Origin of the sequence: Actinotalea sp. C106, assembly GCF_023630195.1 — a bacterium.
Classification (GTDB): domain Bacteria; phylum Actinomycetota; class Actinomycetes; order Actinomycetales; family Cellulomonadaceae; genus Actinotalea.
In genome coordinates this window covers 1-16,895 of sequence record NZ_JALPKN010000041.1, presented here as the reverse complement: position 1 = coordinate 16,895, position 16,895 = coordinate 1, and the positions used below count along the sequence as shown (strand labels likewise).

At 73.8% G+C, this 16,895-nt stretch carries 18 protein-coding genes; 14 read left to right on the top strand and 4 right to left on the bottom strand.

The window, feature by feature from the left end:
• Positions 1-152 precede the first annotated feature (152 nt).
• Together L0B03_RS04860 and L0B03_RS04855 are read left to right on the top strand one after the other, a co-directional pair.
• Positions 153-1,127 (top strand): NAD-dependent epimerase/dehydratase family protein, encoded by a 975-nt coding sequence (locus tag L0B03_RS04860; RefSeq protein ID WP_250444507.1) that lies wholly within the window; start codon positions 153-155, stop codon positions 1,125-1,127.
• Between the two features lie 73 nt (positions 1,128-1,200).
• On the top strand, positions 1,201-1,983 hold the full coding sequence (locus L0B03_RS04855; protein ID WP_250444506.1) for an SDR family oxidoreductase: 783 nt from the start codon (positions 1,201-1,203) through the stop codon (positions 1,981-1,983).
• On the opposite strand, the gene L0B03_RS04850 is transcribed toward L0B03_RS04855, so the two are convergent.
• A complete protein-coding gene (locus L0B03_RS04850; protein ID WP_250444505.1) occupies positions 1,980-2,828 on the bottom strand; it encodes an SDR family oxidoreductase in 849 nt (282 codons plus the stop codon). The two genes, L0B03_RS04855 and L0B03_RS04850, sit on opposite strands and share 4 nt — an antisense overlap.
• Positions 2,825-3,640 carry an alpha/beta hydrolase gene (locus tag L0B03_RS04845; protein ID WP_250444504.1) on the bottom strand — a complete coding sequence of 272 codons (816 nt, stop codon included), beginning with the start codon at positions 3,638-3,640 and terminating at the stop codon, positions 2,825-2,827. The genes L0B03_RS04850 and L0B03_RS04845 overlap by 4 nt, the downstream gene beginning before the upstream one ends.
• Before the next feature lie 174 nt (positions 3,641-3,814).
• On the opposite strand from L0B03_RS04845, the gene L0B03_RS04840 reads away from it, so the two are divergent.
• Positions 3,815-4,297, top strand: a complete 483-nt coding sequence (locus L0B03_RS04840) for a hypothetical protein (RefSeq protein ID WP_250444503.1) — start codon at positions 3,815-3,817, stop codon at positions 4,295-4,297.
• 20 nt (positions 4,298-4,317) lie between these two features.
• Here the strand turns inward: L0B03_RS04840 and L0B03_RS04835 are convergent, their stop codons facing one another.
• Positions 4,318-5,307 (bottom strand): YafY family protein, encoded by a 990-nt coding sequence (locus L0B03_RS04835; RefSeq protein WP_250444502.1) that lies wholly within the window; start codon positions 5,305-5,307, stop codon positions 4,318-4,320.
• Positions 5,308-5,407: 100 nt separating this feature from the next.
• On the opposite strand from L0B03_RS04835, the gene L0B03_RS04830 reads away from it, so the two are divergent.
• From L0B03_RS04830 to L0B03_RS04785, 10 genes are all read left to right on the top strand, one after another.
• Positions 5,408-6,406, top strand: a complete 999-nt coding sequence (locus tag L0B03_RS04830) for an ATP-binding cassette domain-containing protein (RefSeq protein ID WP_250444501.1) — start codon at positions 5,408-5,410, stop codon at positions 6,404-6,406.
• Positions 6,403-7,224 (top strand): ABC transporter permease, encoded by an 822-nt coding sequence (locus tag L0B03_RS04825; protein ID WP_250444500.1) that lies wholly within the window; start codon positions 6,403-6,405, stop codon positions 7,222-7,224. Before L0B03_RS04830 ends, L0B03_RS04825 begins: the two co-directional genes overlap by 4 nt.
• 40 nt (positions 7,225-7,264) lie before the next feature.
• Complete coding sequence (locus tag L0B03_RS04820) at positions 7,265-7,717, top strand: hypothetical protein (RefSeq protein WP_250444499.1); 453 nt, start codon at positions 7,265-7,267, stop codon at positions 7,715-7,717.
• 130 nt (positions 7,718-7,847) lie between these two features.
• Positions 7,848-8,690: a universal stress protein gene (locus L0B03_RS04815; protein WP_250444498.1), complete on the top strand. Its 843-nt coding sequence runs from the start codon at positions 7,848-7,850 to the stop codon at positions 8,688-8,690.
• 75 nt (positions 8,691-8,765) lie between these two features.
• On the top strand, positions 8,766-9,299 hold the full coding sequence (locus L0B03_RS04810) for a YbaK/EbsC family protein (protein ID WP_250444497.1): 534 nt from the start codon (positions 8,766-8,768) through the stop codon (positions 9,297-9,299).
• Positions 9,300-9,352: 53 nt separating this feature from the next.
• Positions 9,353-9,784, top strand: a complete 432-nt coding sequence (locus L0B03_RS04805) for an STAS domain-containing protein (RefSeq protein ID WP_250444496.1) — start codon at positions 9,353-9,355, stop codon at positions 9,782-9,784.
• Between the two features lie 66 nt (positions 9,785-9,850).
• Positions 9,851-11,269 carry a serine hydrolase gene (locus L0B03_RS04800; protein ID WP_250444495.1) on the top strand — a complete coding sequence of 473 codons (1,419 nt, stop codon included), beginning with the start codon at positions 9,851-9,853 and terminating at the stop codon, positions 11,267-11,269.
• Positions 11,270-11,293: 24 nt separating this feature from the next.
• The gene (locus L0B03_RS04795) at positions 11,294-12,253 is read left to right on the top strand and encodes an LLM class flavin-dependent oxidoreductase (RefSeq protein WP_250444494.1); all 960 of its coding nucleotides are present in this window, start codon (positions 11,294-11,296) and stop codon (positions 12,251-12,253) included.
• An 82-nt stretch (positions 12,254-12,335) separates the two neighbouring features.
• A complete protein-coding gene (locus tag L0B03_RS04790; RefSeq protein ID WP_250444493.1) occupies positions 12,336-12,584 on the top strand; it encodes a helix-turn-helix domain-containing protein in 249 nt (82 codons plus the stop codon).
• Positions 12,581-13,852 carry a HipA domain-containing protein gene (locus tag L0B03_RS04785; protein ID WP_250444492.1) on the top strand — a complete coding sequence of 424 codons (1,272 nt, stop codon included), beginning with the start codon at positions 12,581-12,583 and terminating at the stop codon, positions 13,850-13,852. Before L0B03_RS04790 ends, L0B03_RS04785 begins: the two co-directional genes overlap by 4 nt.
• A 9-nt stretch (positions 13,853-13,861) precedes the next feature.
• Here the strand turns inward: L0B03_RS04785 and L0B03_RS04780 are convergent, their stop codons facing one another.
• Complete coding sequence (locus L0B03_RS04780; protein ID WP_374204876.1) at positions 13,862-16,072, bottom strand: prolyl oligopeptidase family serine peptidase; 2,211 nt, start codon at positions 16,070-16,072, stop codon at positions 13,862-13,864.
• A gap of 167 nt (positions 16,073-16,239) precedes the next feature.
• On the opposite strand from L0B03_RS04780, the gene L0B03_RS04775 reads away from it, so the two are divergent.
• On the top strand, positions 16,240-16,895 hold a 656-nt coding region (locus L0B03_RS04775), incomplete at its 3' end, for a putative sulfate exporter family transporter (protein ID WP_250444491.1).

Sequence of the window (16,895 nt, the reverse complement as noted above, 5' to 3'; positions counted from 1 at the left end):
GCTGAGGTGCGGGGCGCCGTCGGGCGGCCGCTCGCCGCGGTGCTCGTGGTCCCCGACCTGCCCACGGACGTGCGGCACAACTCCAAGATCGACCGCACCCGGCTCGCCCGCTGGGCCGAGGCCGTGCTCTCCGGGGGGCGGGTGAGGCGACCGTGAAGGTCCTGGTGACCGGCGCGAGCGGTCTCCTCGGCCGTGCTGTCGCCGCCCGCGTGCTGGCCGCGGGCCACGACGTCCGCACCTTCCAGCGCAGCCCCAGCACGGTGCCCGGGGTCGAGGACCTGCGCGGCTCGATGACCGCGGCGGCCGACGTCGAGCGGGCCGTGGACGGGGTCGAGGCCGTGGTCCACCTGGCCGCGAAGGTCTCCCTCGCGGGGGACCCGGCCGACTTCGAGCGGGTCAACGTCGGCGGCACCGAACGCCTGCTGGCCGCAGCGGCGCGTGAAGGCGTCGCGCGGTTCGTGCAGGTCTCCTCCCCGTCGGTCGCGCACAGCGGCAGCTCGATCGTCGGCGACGGCGCCCTGCCCGCGGACCCCGTCCACGCCCGCGGGGACTACGCCCGCACCAAGGCCCAGGCCGAGCTCCTCGCCCTCGCGGCCGACGGCGAGGCGATGCGGGTGGTCGCCGTCCGCCCCCACCTGGTCTGGGGCCCGGGGGACACCCAGCTGGTCGCCCGCATCGTCGCGCGGGCCCGAGCCGGTCGGCTGCCCCTCCTGGACGGCGGCCGGGCGCTGATCGACACCACCTACGTCGACAACGCCGCCTCGGCGATCGCCGCAGCCCTCGAGCGCGCGACCGACGACGCCGTGCACGGCAACGCCTACGTGGTGACCAACGGTGAGCCCCGCCCCGTGGCCGAGATGCTCGCGGGGATCTGCGCGGCCTCGGGCGCCCCGGTCCCGCGCTGGAGCGTCCCGGCGGGCCTCGCCCGTGCCGCCGGGGGAGCCGTCGAGGCCGTGTGGCGGGTGCGCCCGGGTCAGGACGAGCCGCCGATGACCCGGTTCCTCGCCGAGCAGCTCTCCACCGCCCACTGGTTCGACCAGCGCCGCACCCGCGCCGACCTCCGCTGGACCCCCGAGGTCACCCTCGACGAGGGCCTGGCCCGGCTCCGCGCCGCCTCCGGCCCCTGACGCCGCCCCGGCAGCGACGGGCGTAGCGACAAAGGGCTTGCCCTGCGGCTGGCCGAACCGACACCGTCCTTGCATGGGCTCTCCTCTTGCTGACCGGGTCGTCGTCGTCACGGGTGCCAGCCGACGCACCGCCATCGGCGCAGCCATCGTGCGTCGGGCGGTCGCCGACGGGGCCGCGGTCCTGCTGCACTCGTGGTCCCCTCACGATGCCGAGCAGCCCTGGGGTGAGGACGCGGGTGGTGCTGAAGCCCTGGTCGAGGAGCTCCGCGCAGCAGGGGGCAGGGTTGAGCACGTCTCCCTCGACCTCGCCGACCCAGCCGCGCCAGCTGCCCTCATCACCGCAGCCCGGGAGGCCTTCGGACACGTCGATGCCCTGGTGGCGAACCATGCGCGGTCGAGCATGCAGGACCTCGAACACCTCACGGCGACCGAGCTCGACCTCAGCTTCGCGGTGAACACCCGAGCCACGCTGCTGCTGGCCCAGGCGTTCGCGGCCCAGCACGACGACGCGCGGCCGGGCGGCAGGGTCGTCCTGTTCACCTCGGGCCAGTACCACGGCGCGATGCCCGACGAGCTGCCCTACATCGCCTCCAAGGCCGCGCTCCAGGGCCTGACGAGGAGCCTCGCGGTGCACCTCGCCCCGCGGCAGATCACCGTGAACTGCGTGAACCCCGGCCCGAACGACACGGGGTACGCCGACGCCGCCGCGCATGCCGCCGTCACAGCCGCGATCCCGGGTGGGCGATGGGGCAGGCCCGCCGACCTGGCGAACCTGGTGGCCTGGCTGCTCGACGACGAGGCGGCGTGGGTCACGGGCCAGACCATCGCCTCGGACGGCGGCTGGTCCGCGCGTTAGCCGCGCGGCGCGGACCGCAGGAGCTCGCGGAGGCTGAGGGGCGGCTGGCCGGTGACGCGCTCGACGTGGTCGGTGACGGCGGCCATCTCGCCGGCGGCGATCGCGGTGTAGGTCGAGACCCAGGCGTCGACCTGCCAGTCGGGGGCGCCGTAGGTGCTGCGTGAGGCGTAGGCCTCGTCGAGGGTCTCCGGGACGTAGCGGACCTCTCGGCCCGTGACCTCGGTGATCGTCGCAGCGACCTCGTCGAGGGTGAGGGCTTCGGGGCCGGTCAGGTCGTAGGTGCGCCCCTCGTGCCGTCGAGGGTCGAGCAGCACGGTGGTCGCGACGCGGGCGACGTCGGCCCGGGCGACCGCCCCGAGGCGACCGTCCCCGGCCGGGCCGCGCAGGGCGCCGTCGGGCCCGACGAACTCGGGGAGCACGTCGAGGTACAGGTTGTCCCGCAGCAGGGTGTGCCGCAGGCCCGCGCGGCGCAGGTGCTCCTCGGTGGCGGCGTGGTCGCGGCCCAGCAGGAAGGTCGACGTGGGGCTCGCGCCGAGGAAGGACGTGTAGACCACGTGGTCGACCCCGGCCTCAGCGGCGTCGTCGATGAAGGCGCGGTGCTCGCCGACCCGGTCGGCGGACTCTGCGCCCGAGACCATGAAGAGGACCTCGACCCCCTCGAGGGCCTGCATCGCGTCCTGCCCGTAGGCGACCTGACGGACCTCGGCCCCGGGCAGGTCGGGGGCGCGGCGCGGATCGCGGACCAGGAGGCGCTGGGGGACCCCGGCTTCGGCGATGGCACGCGCCACGAGGCCACCGACCTTCCCGGTCGCGCCGGTGACGGCGAGGGTGGGGGCGTCGCTCATGAGCCCAGCTCCCCGAGCCACGTCAGGGCCCTGGCCGCGACCTCCTCGGTGCGGTCGAGCAGCGCATGCTCCCCGCCCGAGAGCACCTCGAGCCGGGAGCCCTCGGGCAGCAGCGGCAGGCCGATCCGGGCCTGGGTCAGCAGCGGGTGCTCCTCGCCACCGACCAGGGCCCCGCCGTGCAGCATCAGCACGGGGCAGGCGACGGTGCCGAGCAGCTCGGCCTGGTCCACCTCGGTGAAGTCCGCGAGGGTCTGCTCGGAGATCTCGAGCTCCTCACGCCCCGAGGGACCGTCGTCGAGCACGGTGGTGCGGCCAGTGCTCGTGAGCTCGGCCATCTTGGCGGGGGAGAGGACCTCCTCCCAGGGATGCTCGACCGGGCCGGAGACCGCACCGGTCAGGACCATGGCCCGCACGTGCGGGGAGCCTGCCCGCAGGGCGACCAGCGCCCCCATGCTGTGCGCGTGCACCACCTGGTGGCCGTACCCGGCCGCGGCGAGGTGGGCGCTCGCGGCCTCGAGGTCCTCGACCTCGTGCGACACCTCGACGACGTCGTCCCCGGAGTCGCCGTGCCCGCCGAAGTCGAAGGCCAGGGTCGCGTAGCCGGCCGAGCGGTAGGCCTTGGCCAGCCCGTCGGTGCGGCCGCGTGACGTGCGGTCGGCGAGGAACCCGTGCGCGAAGAGGACGGCGCGAGCGGGCGCGGTCTCGGAGCGGTCGTCAGCGGGGTCAGCCGAGGTGCCCGCCCCCGCCTCCGCGGCATCGAGGGTGCCCGACAGGGCGACCCCGCGCGGGGTGGTGACGCTGATCTCGGCCATCCCCCGACCGTAGGCCCCCCGGGTGACACCCGTGTGAACTCACGAGCCTCGGCTCGTGACGGCACCGCTCCCGCGTCCGGCACCCAGCCGCGTCCCCTAGCTACGCCCGAGGTAGGTGAGTTCCTGCTCGTCGAGCACCCGTCGATAGTGTTCGGGCGTGCGAGAGGAGTGCTGATGACGGACAGTCGTGAACCACTGGCCCCACCTCCGCCCCTCGGAGCGCCTCGGCCACCGTCTCGCCACCGCCCGTGGTCGAGCGTCCTGCTGGTGCTGCACTGGTTCCCGCTGGCCGGGGCGTGCGTGCTGCTGGTGCTCGGCACGCTGGTCCTCGGCTCTGGCTCGGAGTCGTCTCCTGCAGGCAGCGGAGGCTTCGAGGGCCTTGGTGCCGTGTTCGCGGGGCTCGCGCTCATCGTCGGGCTGGTGGCCCTGGGCCTCGCGGTCGCGCTCCTGGTGTTCACCTCGAAGGGTCGACGGCGCGCCGACGCTGGCGACCCACGCACGCTGCGCAACGTCGGGATCGCCGCGATCGGGCTCGGGGTGCTGACCTTCGTCGGTGTGTTCGACCGAGGGAACCTAGGGGGACTGGCCGTGCCGCTCGCGATCGTGGCGTCCTACGTCTTCGTCGGCGCACGCATGTACCTGGCTCTGCGGGATTGACCCCCTCGAGCCTGCTCCCCTCACCCCGACGACGGGGCCTCCCGCGTGGTCGCCGCGGCACGGGTGAACCTGCGCCCCCAGTCGGCGACGACGTCGACGAGCTCGGGCGGGGCGAGCACCTCGAACTCGGCACCGACTGCTCCGAGCATCATCGCCGGCCAGTCGAGGGTGTCGGTGCTCATCCGCAGGCGGCAGCGGTGGTCGTCGAGGTCCTCGACGGTGCCCCACCGGTCCACCTCGGAGCGCACGGTGGCGCCGGGCGCGTGCACGAGGACGTCGACCGAGTAGCGCCTCGGGAGGGTGTCGATCCCCGCGCGGACGAAGGCTGCGGCGTCCTCGGCGGGGAGCTCGCGAGGTCGGAAGCGCACCCCGGAACGGCGGGGGTCGCCGACGCGGTCCAGGCGGAAGCTGCGCCAGTCGTGCCGGGTGAGGTCGTAGGCGACGAGGTACCAGCGGCGCCCGAGGTGGACCAGGCGGTGCGGCTCCACCTGACGCACCGTCCCCTCGCCGGACGCGGCGGTGTAGGTCATGTCTAGACGTTCGTCGTCACGGCAGGCCTGGGCGACGGTGATGAGGAGGTCGGGGTCGACGGCCTCTGCCTCGGACGGGGCGCGGCTCCACGTCGCGCGGACCGTCACCGCTCGCAGCGCTTCGACCCGGCGCCGCAGCCGCGCCGGCATGACCTGCACCACCTTGGCCAGGGCATGGACCGCGGACTCCTCGATCCCGGCGATCGCACCGTGCGCCGCGGTCTGCAGGCCCACGGCGATCGCGACGGCCTCCTCGTCGTCGAGGACCAGCGGGGGGAGGGCTGTGCCCGTCGCGAGCTGGTAGCCGCCGCCGACGCCACGGTCGGAGTCGACCGGGTACCCCAGGTCCCGCAACCGGTCGACGTCGCGGCGCAGGGTCCGGGGGCTGACCTCGAGCCGGGCGGCCAGCTCGTGCCCCGCCCAGTACCGGTGGTTCTGCAGCAGGGACAGGAGCTGCAGCATCCGCGCGCTCGTGGACATGGCTCCACGCTACGCAGACTTACGGCCAGAAGGTGACCGGTATCCCCTGGACCGTGGTCGGTGGGACTTCGTGGCCCGCCCGGCAACCTCTGAAGGAACTGTGATCCACACCCGATCGCTCACCAAGGACTTCGTGGTGAGTCGCACGCAGACCGTGCACGCCGTGCGGGGTGTCGATCTCGACATCGCCCCCGGCGAGCTCGTCGCGGTCCTGGGGCCCAACGGCGCGGGCAAGACGACGACCATGCGCATCCTGACCACCCTCATCCCGCCGACCGCCGGGAACGCCACGGTCGCGGGGCACGACGTCGTGACAGAGGCGGCGCAGGTCCGCCGGCGGATCGGCTACGTCGGTCAGGGCAACGGCGCCGGCCACACCCAGCGCGCCGGCGACGAGCTGTACACCCAGGCCCTGATCTACGGGCTGGACCGCCGCGCCGCCCGGCGTCGCTCCGGGGAGCTGCTGGAGAGCCTGGACCTGACCGAGCTCGCCGGTCGCAAGGTCTCGGAGCTCTCGGGCGGCCAGCGGCGCCGGCTCGACGTCGCCATGGGGCTGGTGCACGCGCCGTCCCTGCTCTTCCTCGACGAGCCCTCCACCGGCCTGGACCCGCACAACCGCGCCAACCTCTGGCAGCACATCGGCCAGATGCGGGCGGCGCACGAGATGACGATCGTGCTCACGACGCACTACCTCGACGAGGCCGACGCGATGGCCGAGCGTGTGATCGTCGTGGACCACGGACAGGTCATCGCCGACGACAGTCCCGACGTCCTCAAGGCGAGGCTCGCGGGCGACCGGATCGCCCTGACCGCCTCCCCCGCAGCGGTCGGCCAGCTCGCCCAGCTGGCCTCCCGGCTCCCCGGCGCCCGCGACGTGGTGGCCGAGGGCACGAAGGTCGCCCTGCGGGTGAGCGACGGCCCGGGCGCCCTGCCGGGCCTCCTGGGTACCGCCCACGGCGCAGGCATCGAGGTCGTGGCCGCCCAGGTGGACCGGCCCACCCTGGACGACGTGTTCCTCGCCCTCACCGGGCGCAGCCTCCGGGAGAGCGCCACCCCGGCCGAGCCGACCACCCCCACGTCCCGGAAGGACGCAGCATGAACCCCCGCACCGACCCCGTCACCGCGCAGGCACTCCCCAGCAGGCCGTCCCTCCGCAGCCTGAGCCGGGACACCCGGATCGTCATGGTCCGTGAGCTGAGGCCAGCGGTGCGCGACCCGTTCTCGCTGGTGTTCAGCCTGGTGCAGCCCTTGATCTTCCTCGGCCTCTTCGGTCCTCTGCTGGCCGGGTCCCTCGGTGGGACCGACGCCCTCGGCGGCGACGTCTGGCAGTGGTTCGTGCCCGCGATCTTGGTGATGACGACCCTCTTCGGAACCGCGACCACGGGTTCGAACCTGCTGTTCGAGTTCCAGACCGGCGCTCACGAGCGCATGCTCGTCACGCCCCTGTCCCGGCCCTCGCTGCTGATCGGCCGGGCCCTGAAGGAGGTCCTCCCGCTCATCGGCCAGGCCGTCCTGCTGGTCACGGTCATGATCCCGTTCGGCTTCCAGCTGCGCCTGCTCGGTGCGGTGCTCGGCCTGGCCCTGCTCGGTGTGCTCGGCATCGGCCTCGGGTCCCTCAGCTACGCCGTCGCGACCGCCGTTCGCCAGCAGGACTGGATGTTCTGGGTGGTCCACCAGAGCGTGGTCTTCCCGCTGATGATCCTCTCGGGGATGCTGCTCCCGCTCGAGAGCGGCCCGGCATGGATGCAGGCCGCGGCGCGGGCGAACCCGCTGGCCTACGTCGTCGAGGCCGAGCGGGCCCTCTTCGCAGGTGACCTGGCGGCGACCGCGGTCGCGTGGGGATGGCTGGCCGCCCTCGCCACCGCCGTCGTCGGCCTGCTCGCCGGGGTCCGGTTGATGACCAGCAGCGCGGACTGATGCGGCGCCGGTAGTCTTGAGGCGGGCGAGAGGAGTGTCGATGACCGACAGCCGGGACCCGCAGGCCACTCCTCCGCACCGACCGTGGTCGACCGTCCTGCTGGTGCTGCACTGGCTCGCCGTGACCGCGTTCTGCCTGCTCGTCGGATCAGGGGTGGTGCTCCTCGCGATGGGCACGGAGCCCTCGCCCCCGGGCAGCGAATCGGCCGACGCCCTCGGTACTGCGCTCGCCGAGAGCGCCATCGGCTACGGCGCCGTGCTCCTCGCTCTCGCGATCGCTCTGGCGGTGCTGACCTCGCGGGGCCGCCGACGCGCGGATCATGGCCGACCGGCCACGCTGCGGAACGTCGCGATCGCGGCGGCCGGTCTCGGTGCGGTGTCCTGCGTCGGGCTTCTCGCCCTGAGGGAGCTGATCTCGCCGCCGATCCCGCTCGTGGTCGTCGCGCTCTACACCGCGGTCGCCGTGCGCACCGTCCAGACCGTGCGGGCCTGAGCGGCCCCGGGGACCATCGGCCCTGGCCGCCGCCCGACCCCCAGGAGGACCCTGGAAGGGCAGCGAGTCGGTGCGGGTCCCCGCACCCCCACATGGTCGTGCGCCCGCCCCGCGCGGGAGGAGGACGGCCATGTCCCGGACCATCATCGTGGGCGTCGAGGGTGGCGCCTCGAGCCATGACGCCGTGCTGTGGGCGGCCCACGCCGCGCACGACCGTGGTGAGGAGCTCGTGCTCGTCCACGCCACCGGGTTCCCGACCATCGCGGTCGAGCTCTACGACGACGCCGTGCAGCAGGGCGCCCGCAAGCTCCTGGCCCAGGAGGCCCAGCGGGTGCGCGAGACGGTGCCGATCGCACCGCGGATCGTGCTCGACCCGCGGCGCCCGGCCCACGCCCTGTGCGACCGGTCGCACGACGCGGACCTCGTCGTCGTCGGCTCGCACCCCTTGAAGCCCCTCGAGCGGGTCATCATCGGCTCGTTGAGCTACCAGGTGGCCGCCGGGTCCTTCTGCCCGGTGATCGTCGTCCCGCACCTGCCCGACCCAGCCGCCACGCGGGTGGTCGTCGGGGCCGACGGGTCGCCGGACTCCCTCGCAGCCGTCGCCTTCGCCGCGGCCGAGGCGGACCGCGCCGGGGCCGAGCTGCACGTGGTCCACACGTGGGAGCAGCCCGCGGTCTACGTGTCGGTCGAGTACCTGGCCGGCGGGTTCGACGAGCAGATGGTCGAGGACGAGCGGGTGGTCCTCGCCGAGTCCGTCGCAGGGCTCGCCGAGCAGTACCCGGACCTCGTCGTCGAGCAGCACCTGGTCCAGGGGCAGCCGGCCACGGCCCTGCTCGAGGCCGCCCAGGGTGCCCGGCTCCTGGTCGTCGGGACCCACGGTCGCCACGGTGTCGCACGGATGCTGCTGGGGTCGGTCGCGCACACCGTGGTGCTGCACGCGCCGTGCCCCGTCGCCGTGGTGCGCGTCCGTTGAGGGGCGAGCGTGTCCGTCGTCACTTCACCCCCACCGGGGTTGCGGGTGCGGACCCGGGTGGGGTGAAGTTGTCCCGTGGACGACGGCGTACCGGAACCCGAGGCGCGCGCGCTCGCGGCCCTCGAGGCCAGCGGGCTGCGCCACCGCATCCTCCGGCACGGTCCGGTGAGCAGCCTCGCGGAGGCGGCCAAGGCGCGTCGCGTGAGCCCCGCCCACCTGGTGAAGTCCCTCGTGGTGCGCCGCGGCGAGGAGGACTACCTCTTCGTGCTGGTGCCGGGGGACCGGACCATCTCCTGGCCCAAGCTCCGCGACATCCTCGGCGTCTCGAGGTTGTCCATGCCCGACGCCGCGACCGCCCGCGACGTGACCGGCTACGAGCGCGGCACCATCACCCCCTTCGGCTCGACCCGACCCTGGCCCGTGGTCGCCGATGCGCGGGTCCCCGGCCACCCGGTGTCGATCGGTGCTGGGGGCCACGGGGTGGCTGCGACGGTCGACGGCAGCAAGCTCGTGCTGGCCCTGGGGGCGACCGTCGCCGACGTCACCGACCCCGAGGGCGAACCCGCGGATCGAGCCGGACCGGGAACATCCGAGCCCTCCCGCACGTAGTACCCACAGGTGGAGCTGATCATGCGCCCACCGTCACGACGATGAGAGGTTCCGTGGACCCCCACGATCTGCAGACCGACCCGCCCCTGCTCGGGGGCGTGGCGGTGCGGCACGACGAGCAGGGCTCGGTCGTCACGTTGCGTGGCGAGGTCGACGCCTCCCTGCGTGACGACGCCGGGCTCACCATGGCGGCGGTGCTCGCCCACGGCGGTCCCGTCCTGGTCGAGATGTCCGGGGTGACCTTCATCGACTCCTCGGGCCTGGCCTTCGTCATCCAGCTGCACCGCCTGGGCGTCGAGGACGAGACCCAGCCCTGCACGCTGCTCAACCCGCCGGACCTGGTCCTGGAGATGCTCGAGATGGTCGGCCTCGACGGGGAGATCCCGCTGGCCTTCACCCCCGGGGACGGCGACCCTGAGGATCCGTGGGCGGGCATCGTGGCCGCCGAGGCCGAGGCCGAGGACCTCGCCTCCTCGACGGCATAGCCTGACCGCGTCGCGGGGCGTGACCCGACGGTTCGGCAGCAGCACAGACACAGCAGGGGGCCAGCGATGACGCACCGCACGACGACCACGCTCCGAGGGGTGGCGGTCGCCGTCGGGCTGACGCTCCTGGTCGGGTGCACCTCCACCGAGCCCGACCCTGAGCCCTCGGACCCCACGCCCACGAGCACCGCGGAGCCCGAGCTCGAGGAGGTCGCCCTCCCGGACCACGCCGCCGGTCAGGCCGCGGCCTGGGTCATGAGCCTGCTCGACGACGAGCCGGGTGAGCCGCTGCCCGGGGCCGAGGAGCGCTTCGCCCCGGAGTTCCTCGAGGAGCTGCCTGTCGAGGCCCTCGCCGAGGTGATCGACCAGCTGCGGACCTTCGGCCCGTGGACGGTCACCGCGGTCGAGGGCACCGAGAGCGAGCTCCTCGCACGGATCGACGGCGTCCAGTCCTTCGACCTGCAGCTCTCCCTCGACGAGGACGAGCTCATCCAGGGCCTGTTCTTCGCGACCCCGGCCCCGGACCGTGAGCCCGCCGCCTCCTGGGAGGAGCTCGTCGAGGAGGTCGAGGCCCTGTCGGGCTCGGTGTCGGTGCTCGTCGCCCGGCCCGACGGTCAGGGCTGCGTGGCCCTCGACGGCGGCCCGGCGGGTCCGGTCGGCTCGGCCGCGGGGGAGCAGCTGCCGGTCGGCTCTGTCGCCAAGCTCTACGTGCTCGGCGCCGTGGTCGAGGCCGTCGAGTCCGGTGACCTGGCCTGGGACGCAGACCTCACCCTGACCGACGACCTGCGCTCCCTCCCGTCCGGGGAGCTCCAGGACGAGCCCGCGGGCACCACGGTCACGGTCGAGGCGGCCGCCGAGGCCATGATCTCGATCAGCGACAACACCGCGACCGACCTGCTCATCGACGCCGTCGGGCGCGAGCAGGTCGAGGCTGCCCTCACGTCCATGGGGCACGGCGACCCGGCGGCCAACACCCCCTTCCCGAGCACCCGGGAGCTCTTCCAGCTGGGGTGGGGCGGGGGCGCCGAGCTGCGCAACCAGTGGCGCGACGCGAGCTCGGAGGAGCGCCGCACCCTCCTCGAGGACCTGCCCGACGGCGAGATCGACATCGACGCCGTCGAGGTCACCCGGGCCACGGTGTGGCACCGCGACGTCGACTGGTTTGCGACCGGCGAGGACCTCTGCCAGGCCCACGCCGCCCTCGCCGAGCTCGCCGGCACCGAGGCGGGTGCACCCGTGCGCGACATCCTGGCCCTGAACCCTGGGGTGGCTCCGGCCGACGCAGGTGCCCCCGCCTACCTGGCGTTCAAGGGCGGCAGCGTCACGGGCGTCATGGCCGGGGCCTGGTACGCCGAGGACGCGGAGGGCGACGCGGTGGTCGTCACCCTCCAGTCGGCGTCGCGCGACCCGTCGGGCGTGCTACCGGTGGCGACGATGGTCGGCGTCGCCACGGACGCGCTGCGCCTCGCGCTCGAGGACGACTGAGGAACCACGAACGAGGGAGAGGCCATGACCGAGGGCCGTGCCGTCGGGGTGATGCTGCCCCGTGACCTGCCGGCTGCCGTCGTGCTCGACTACGCCCGCCGTGCGGAGAGTCTGGGTTTCGACGAGATCTGGGTGGTCGAGGACCTCGGCTTCCGCGGGGGTGTCGCGCAGGCCGCCGCCGTGCTCGCGGCGACCGAGCGCATCCGGGTCGGCGTCGGCGTGCTCCCGGCCGCGGTGCGCAACGCCGCCTTCACCGCGATGGAGGTCGCGACCCTGGCCCAGCTCTTCCCCGGCAGGGTCGACGTCGGCATCGGGCACGGCATGCCGGGCTGGATGCGGCAGGTCGGGGCCTGGCCGGCGAGCCCCCTGCGGCTCCTCGAGGACCACCTGCGCAGCGTCCGCGCTCTGACGGGTGGCGGAGCCGTCGAGCCTGGTCACGGGTACGTCGAGGCCGACGGGGTGCGCCTCGAGCCGAGCGCCGTCCCCGAGGTCGCCCCCCGGGTGCTCGCGGGGGTGCGCGGTCCTCGCTCCCTGGCCCTGGCGGGACGGGCGGCCGACGGGACGGTGCTCGCCGAGCCCTGCGCCCCCGAGTACATCCGCCAGGCGATCGCCCACATCGATGCGCCCGGCCCGCACCGGGTGGTCACCTACGACGTCGCGACCGTCGACGAGGACGGCGCCGCCGCCCGGGACCAGGTGCGCGCCGGGCTCGCGTGGATCGGTGAGTCCGACTGGGCCCCGCACCTCGACCCGCTGCCCTTCGCCGAGGAGTTCCGTGCGCTGAGGGAACGGTCGGCGACCCGCGAGGAGTTCGTCGCGGCGATGCCTGACGCCTGGGTCCAGCGGCTCGCCCTCGCCGGGACTCCGGCCGAGGTGCGCGGGCAGATCGACGAACGGCACGAGGCCGGGGCCACCGTGGTCGTCATGGTGCCGATCGGGCGCGACCCGATGGCGGCGCTGGAGGCTGCGGCGCGGGTGCTCTAGAGCGATCGTGTCGCCGTATCCTGACATCACACCGGTGTCAGGATACGTTGACATGACAGGTGTGTCGCCGTACATTGACACCGTGTCTGCGTCTCCGATCCTGAACGCACGGTCCCTGCCCCGGCTCGGTACCGCGGTCAAGGCGCTGCGCCTGGACCGCGGGCTGTCCCAGGCTGAGCTCGCGCGCGCGGCCGGGGTGTCGCGCCAGTGGGTGGTCTCCCTCGAGAGGGGGAGGACGGCAGGAGCCGAGCTCGGTCGGGTGATGGCAGTCCTGGACGCCCTCGATGCGAGCCTCGCGATCCGCGACGACCGCGAGCACGCGCCGCAGTGAGCACCCCCCTCGCCGTGATCCTCGACGGCGCCGTCGTCGCCGAGGTCGAGCGCACCCGCGCCGGGGCCGTGCGCCTCGTCTACCGCGACGGTGCTGGTCCGACGCCGCTCTCCCTGTCCATGCCGGTCGAGGTCGGGATTCACACGGGTCGGGTCGTCGAGAGGTACCTGCAGGGCCTGCTGCCCGACAGTCCCGGAGCGAGGGCCGCGATCGCCCGCGAGCACGGTGTGAGCGGCGACGACCCGTTGAGCCTGCTGAGCGCCGTGGGCCTGGACTGCGCTGGTGCTGCGCAGTTCTGCGCGCCGGAGCGCGTCGAGTCAGCGTTGGCGCGCGCCGGGCACCTCGAGCCCGTGAGCGACGGCGAGGTCGAGGCGCGGCTGGGAGCCTTGGAGATGGACGAGGACGCCGCGTGGGCGATGCCCGGGGAGCACTGGTCTCTCGGTGGCGCGCAGGCGAAGTTCACCCTGCACCGCGCCCGGGACCAGTGGTTCGTGGCGCACGGGGCGATCCCCTCCACCCACATCGTCAAGCCGGGGGTGCGCCGGGTGGCGCTGCAGGCCCTGGTCGAGCACGTGAGCATGCGCGCCGCAGAATTCGTAGGCCTGGACGTCGCGCGCACCGACTACACGTCCTTCAAGTCCCACGACGCGATCGTCATCACCCGCTTCGACCGGACTGTCGGGGCCGAGGGCGCACTGCTGCGCCTCCATCAGGAGGACCTGTGCCAGGCGACGGGCACGGAGGCGAAGTACGAGGAGTACGGCGGCCTCGGTGCGGTGGACGTCACCACGGCGTTGCGGGACCTCTCACCGACGGCGGCACGTGCCCGCCAGAACGTGACCGCCTTCGTCGACGCCTTGACCTTCAACACGGTGATCGGTGCCCCGGACGCGCACGCGCGCAACTATGCGGTGCTGCTGGACGGGGCGGATGTGCGCCTCGCACCGATGTACGACGTGGCCAGCGGGGCGGCCTACGCGCCGGCGCCCGGTCGGCCGGCGGTCGCCTCGATGAGCGTCGGAGGGGAGCTGGCCTTCGACCAGATCACGTCGGAGTCCTGGCTGCGGCTGGGTGCCGAGGTGGGTCTGGACCCGCAGGGGGTGCTCGACCGGGCCCGTGAGCTCGCCGCGGTGGTGCCGTCGGCGTTCGAACGTGCGCTCGACGAGGCCGCCGAGGCTGGGCACGGGGAAGCGGCCGCGCAGCTGCGCGACCGCTTGATCGGACCGCTCACGGCGCGGGCGACCGGGGTGGTCGCCCGCGCCGGGTGAGCGTGCCGGTCAGCCCAGGGAGTCGGGCAGCTCCGGGGCGCCCTGACCGAGAACGTGCTCGGCGAGGAATCCGCTGACCACCTGGTACCAGACCTTGGCGTGCTGGGGGCTGAGGATCCAGTGGTTCTCGTCCGGGTAGTACAGGAACCGGTGGGCGGTGCGGCCCTCGTCGTCGGCCGCGAGCTTCGAGGAGGAGAGCAGCTCGTACCAGAGCCGCAGGCCCTCGCCGATCGGGACGCGGTAGTCCTTGTCGCCGTGGACCACGAGCATCGGGGTGGCGATGTTCTCGACGTTGGCGTGCGGGGAGTACTTCGCCGCCATCTCGGGGGTCATCTCGCGGCCCCAGTAGAACGAGGCGTCCGTGGTGGGGCCGAACTGGTCCAGGGCCCACAGGCTCGCGTGGGTCACGATCGCCTCGAAGCGGTCGGTCTGCCCCGCGACCCAGTTGGCCATGTACCCGCCGAAGGAGCCGCCCATCGCCGCGGTGCGGGTCTCGTCGATCTCGGGGAGCGCGACCGTGGCGTCGGTGATGGCCATGAGGTCGGTGTAGGGCTCGGCGCCCCAGCGACCCCAGCCACGCTGGATGAACTCCTGGCCGTACCCGGTGGACAGCGCCGGGTCGGGCAGCAGCACTGCGTAACCCTGGGCGACGAGCAGCCACGGGTTCCAGCGCCAGGACCACGAGTTCCACGAGCCGAGCGGCCCGCCGTGGATCCACAGCAGCAGCGGGGCGGGGTGCTCGGCGTCGGCGGAGTCCGGCAGGGCGAGCCAGCCACGCACCTCGGTGCCGTCGCCGCCGTCCGCCACCGCGGCGCCGTCGGGCCCGACGAGGGTGCGGACCTCGGTCAGCGTGCCCGGCAGGGTGGGCGGCGGGGCCGGGGCGCGCAGCACGGTCACGGTGCCGCGCGGGCGGTGCTCCTCGCTGACCAGGTGGATCCGCACGGGGTGCGCGGGGGCCAGGTAGGAGGCCCGCATGGCGTAGACCACCGAGGCGTCGGGGGCCACCTGCAGGTCGGTGTAGGTGTAGTCGTCCTGGGTGAGCTGCTCGACGGTGTCGGCCTCGAGGTCGATCGCGAAGACGGGCCCGCGGCCGTCCTGGTCGGCGGTCACCAGCAGGCCCGAGCCGTCCGGCAGCCACTGGGTGTCCCGGGTCCAGCGGTCCCAGTGCGCGACGACGGGGCGCGGCTCGGCACCCTCGACGTCCAGGGGCAGCAGGTGCAGGGTGCGGCGCGGGGCCTCGGTCGGGCTCGAGACCGACTCCCGCACGAAGACCACCGCGGCGCCGTCGGGGGAGATGACCGGGTCGCCGACGTCGGCCGACGGGTCGTCGACCAGGACCGTGCGCTGCTGGGTGTCGAGGTCGATGCGCACCAGGATGCTGCGGTGCGCGCCCTTGGCCTCGGGCACCTGCCAGGTCGACACGACGAAGGAGCCCGCGGGGGACAGGTCGTAGTCGGCGTTGCGCAGGGCGTGGCCCGGGGCGGGGGTCAGGTCGGTGACCTTGAGGTGCTCGATGCTCTGGCTCGCCACCTCGACGGACCGGGCGACGTCGTCCCCGGTGCGGAAGTGCCAGCCGAGCAGGTGCGGGGCGTCGGGGCCGAGGTCGTGGTCCCAGTACCGCACGGGGTAGCCGTCGTGCAGGATCGCCGAGACCTTGCGCTCCTTGCGGCCCTTGCGGAGCTTCTCGTCCGAGGGGCCGTCGGTCGCGCTGGGCAGCATGTCGGTCGCGAAGACCACTGCGGCCGAGGAGCGCGCGGTGCGCACGCCCTGCACGCCACCGGGCCGGGTCGCGACGATGCGCGCCTCGCCACCACCGGCGGGCAGCACCCACAGGGCCGGCTTCTCGAGGGGCTTCTCGGCGTCCTCGGGGGCGTCGGCGTTGGGGCGCGAGGAGGTGAAGAGCAGGTCGCCGTCGGGGGTGAACGCCGCCCCGGACTCGCCCTGGGCGCTGCGCGTCAGACGGCGGGCCGGGCGGGCGCGGGTCGGGTAGACCTCCCACAGGGCGGTGTGGACCTTGGTCGCGTCGTGGTTGACGGTCGAGACCTGGGTGACCAGGCGGGAGCCGTCGGGGGACAGCACGAGGCCCGACATCCGCGGCAGGGCCACGTACTCGTCGAGGTCGTGGAAGGCCGTGGTGAGGGTGGGGAAGGTGCCGTCCTCCTCCGAGGTTGTGCCCGGGACGAGCCGCAGCCCGGGACCGTTCTCGTGGGTGGACGTCATCTGTACCTCCGGGTGTGGGTCGAGCAGTGCCTGGGTCGAGCGATGCTGGGTCAAGCAGGGTTGCGTCGTATATCGGCGCGCACGGGCCAGCCTTGACCTCGTGCGCGGGATCTCACCCGGAATCCTGCCACCTCGGGCAGGGCCGCGGGTGCGCGAGACTGACCGTCGTGCGCCCCCTCCTGCCCGGCCTCGGGCTCCTGGTCCTCGCGGCCGCGGCGAGCCTGCTGGCCGCTGCGCCGTTCCCCGCGGTCTCGGCCCTGCTGGTCGCGATCGTGCTCGGGGTGGTGCTGCGCAACGCCCGCCTGCTGCCCGCCGTCGCCGTGCCAGGGGTGGTCTGGTGGTCCAAGAAGCTGCTGCGCACCGGCATCGTGCTGCTGGGCCTGCAGCTCTCGATCCCCGCGGTCCTGGCCCTCGGCGTGGGCGGTGTGGTCGTGGTGGTCGTGACCGTCGCGGTGACCTTCGCCGCGACCCTGCTGCTGGGCCGGCTGCTGCGCGTCCCGGGGCCGATGACCCTGCTGATCGCGACCGGGTTCTCGATCTGCGGGGCCGCGGCCGTCGCGGCGATGTCCGCCGTGGTGGACCCCGACGGCGAGCGCGAGGAGGACACCGCGACGGCGATCGCCCTGGTCACCCTGTTCGGCACGGTGACCCTGGTGGCCCTGCCGCTCCTGGTCCCGGTGCTCGGCATGGACGACCGCGCCGCCGGGCTGTGGATCGGCGCGAGCGTGCACGAGGTCGCCCAGGTGGTGGCCGCGGGCGGGCTGGTCTCGAGCGTGGCCCTGAGCGCCGCGACCCTGACCAAGCTGGGCCGCGTGGTGCTGCT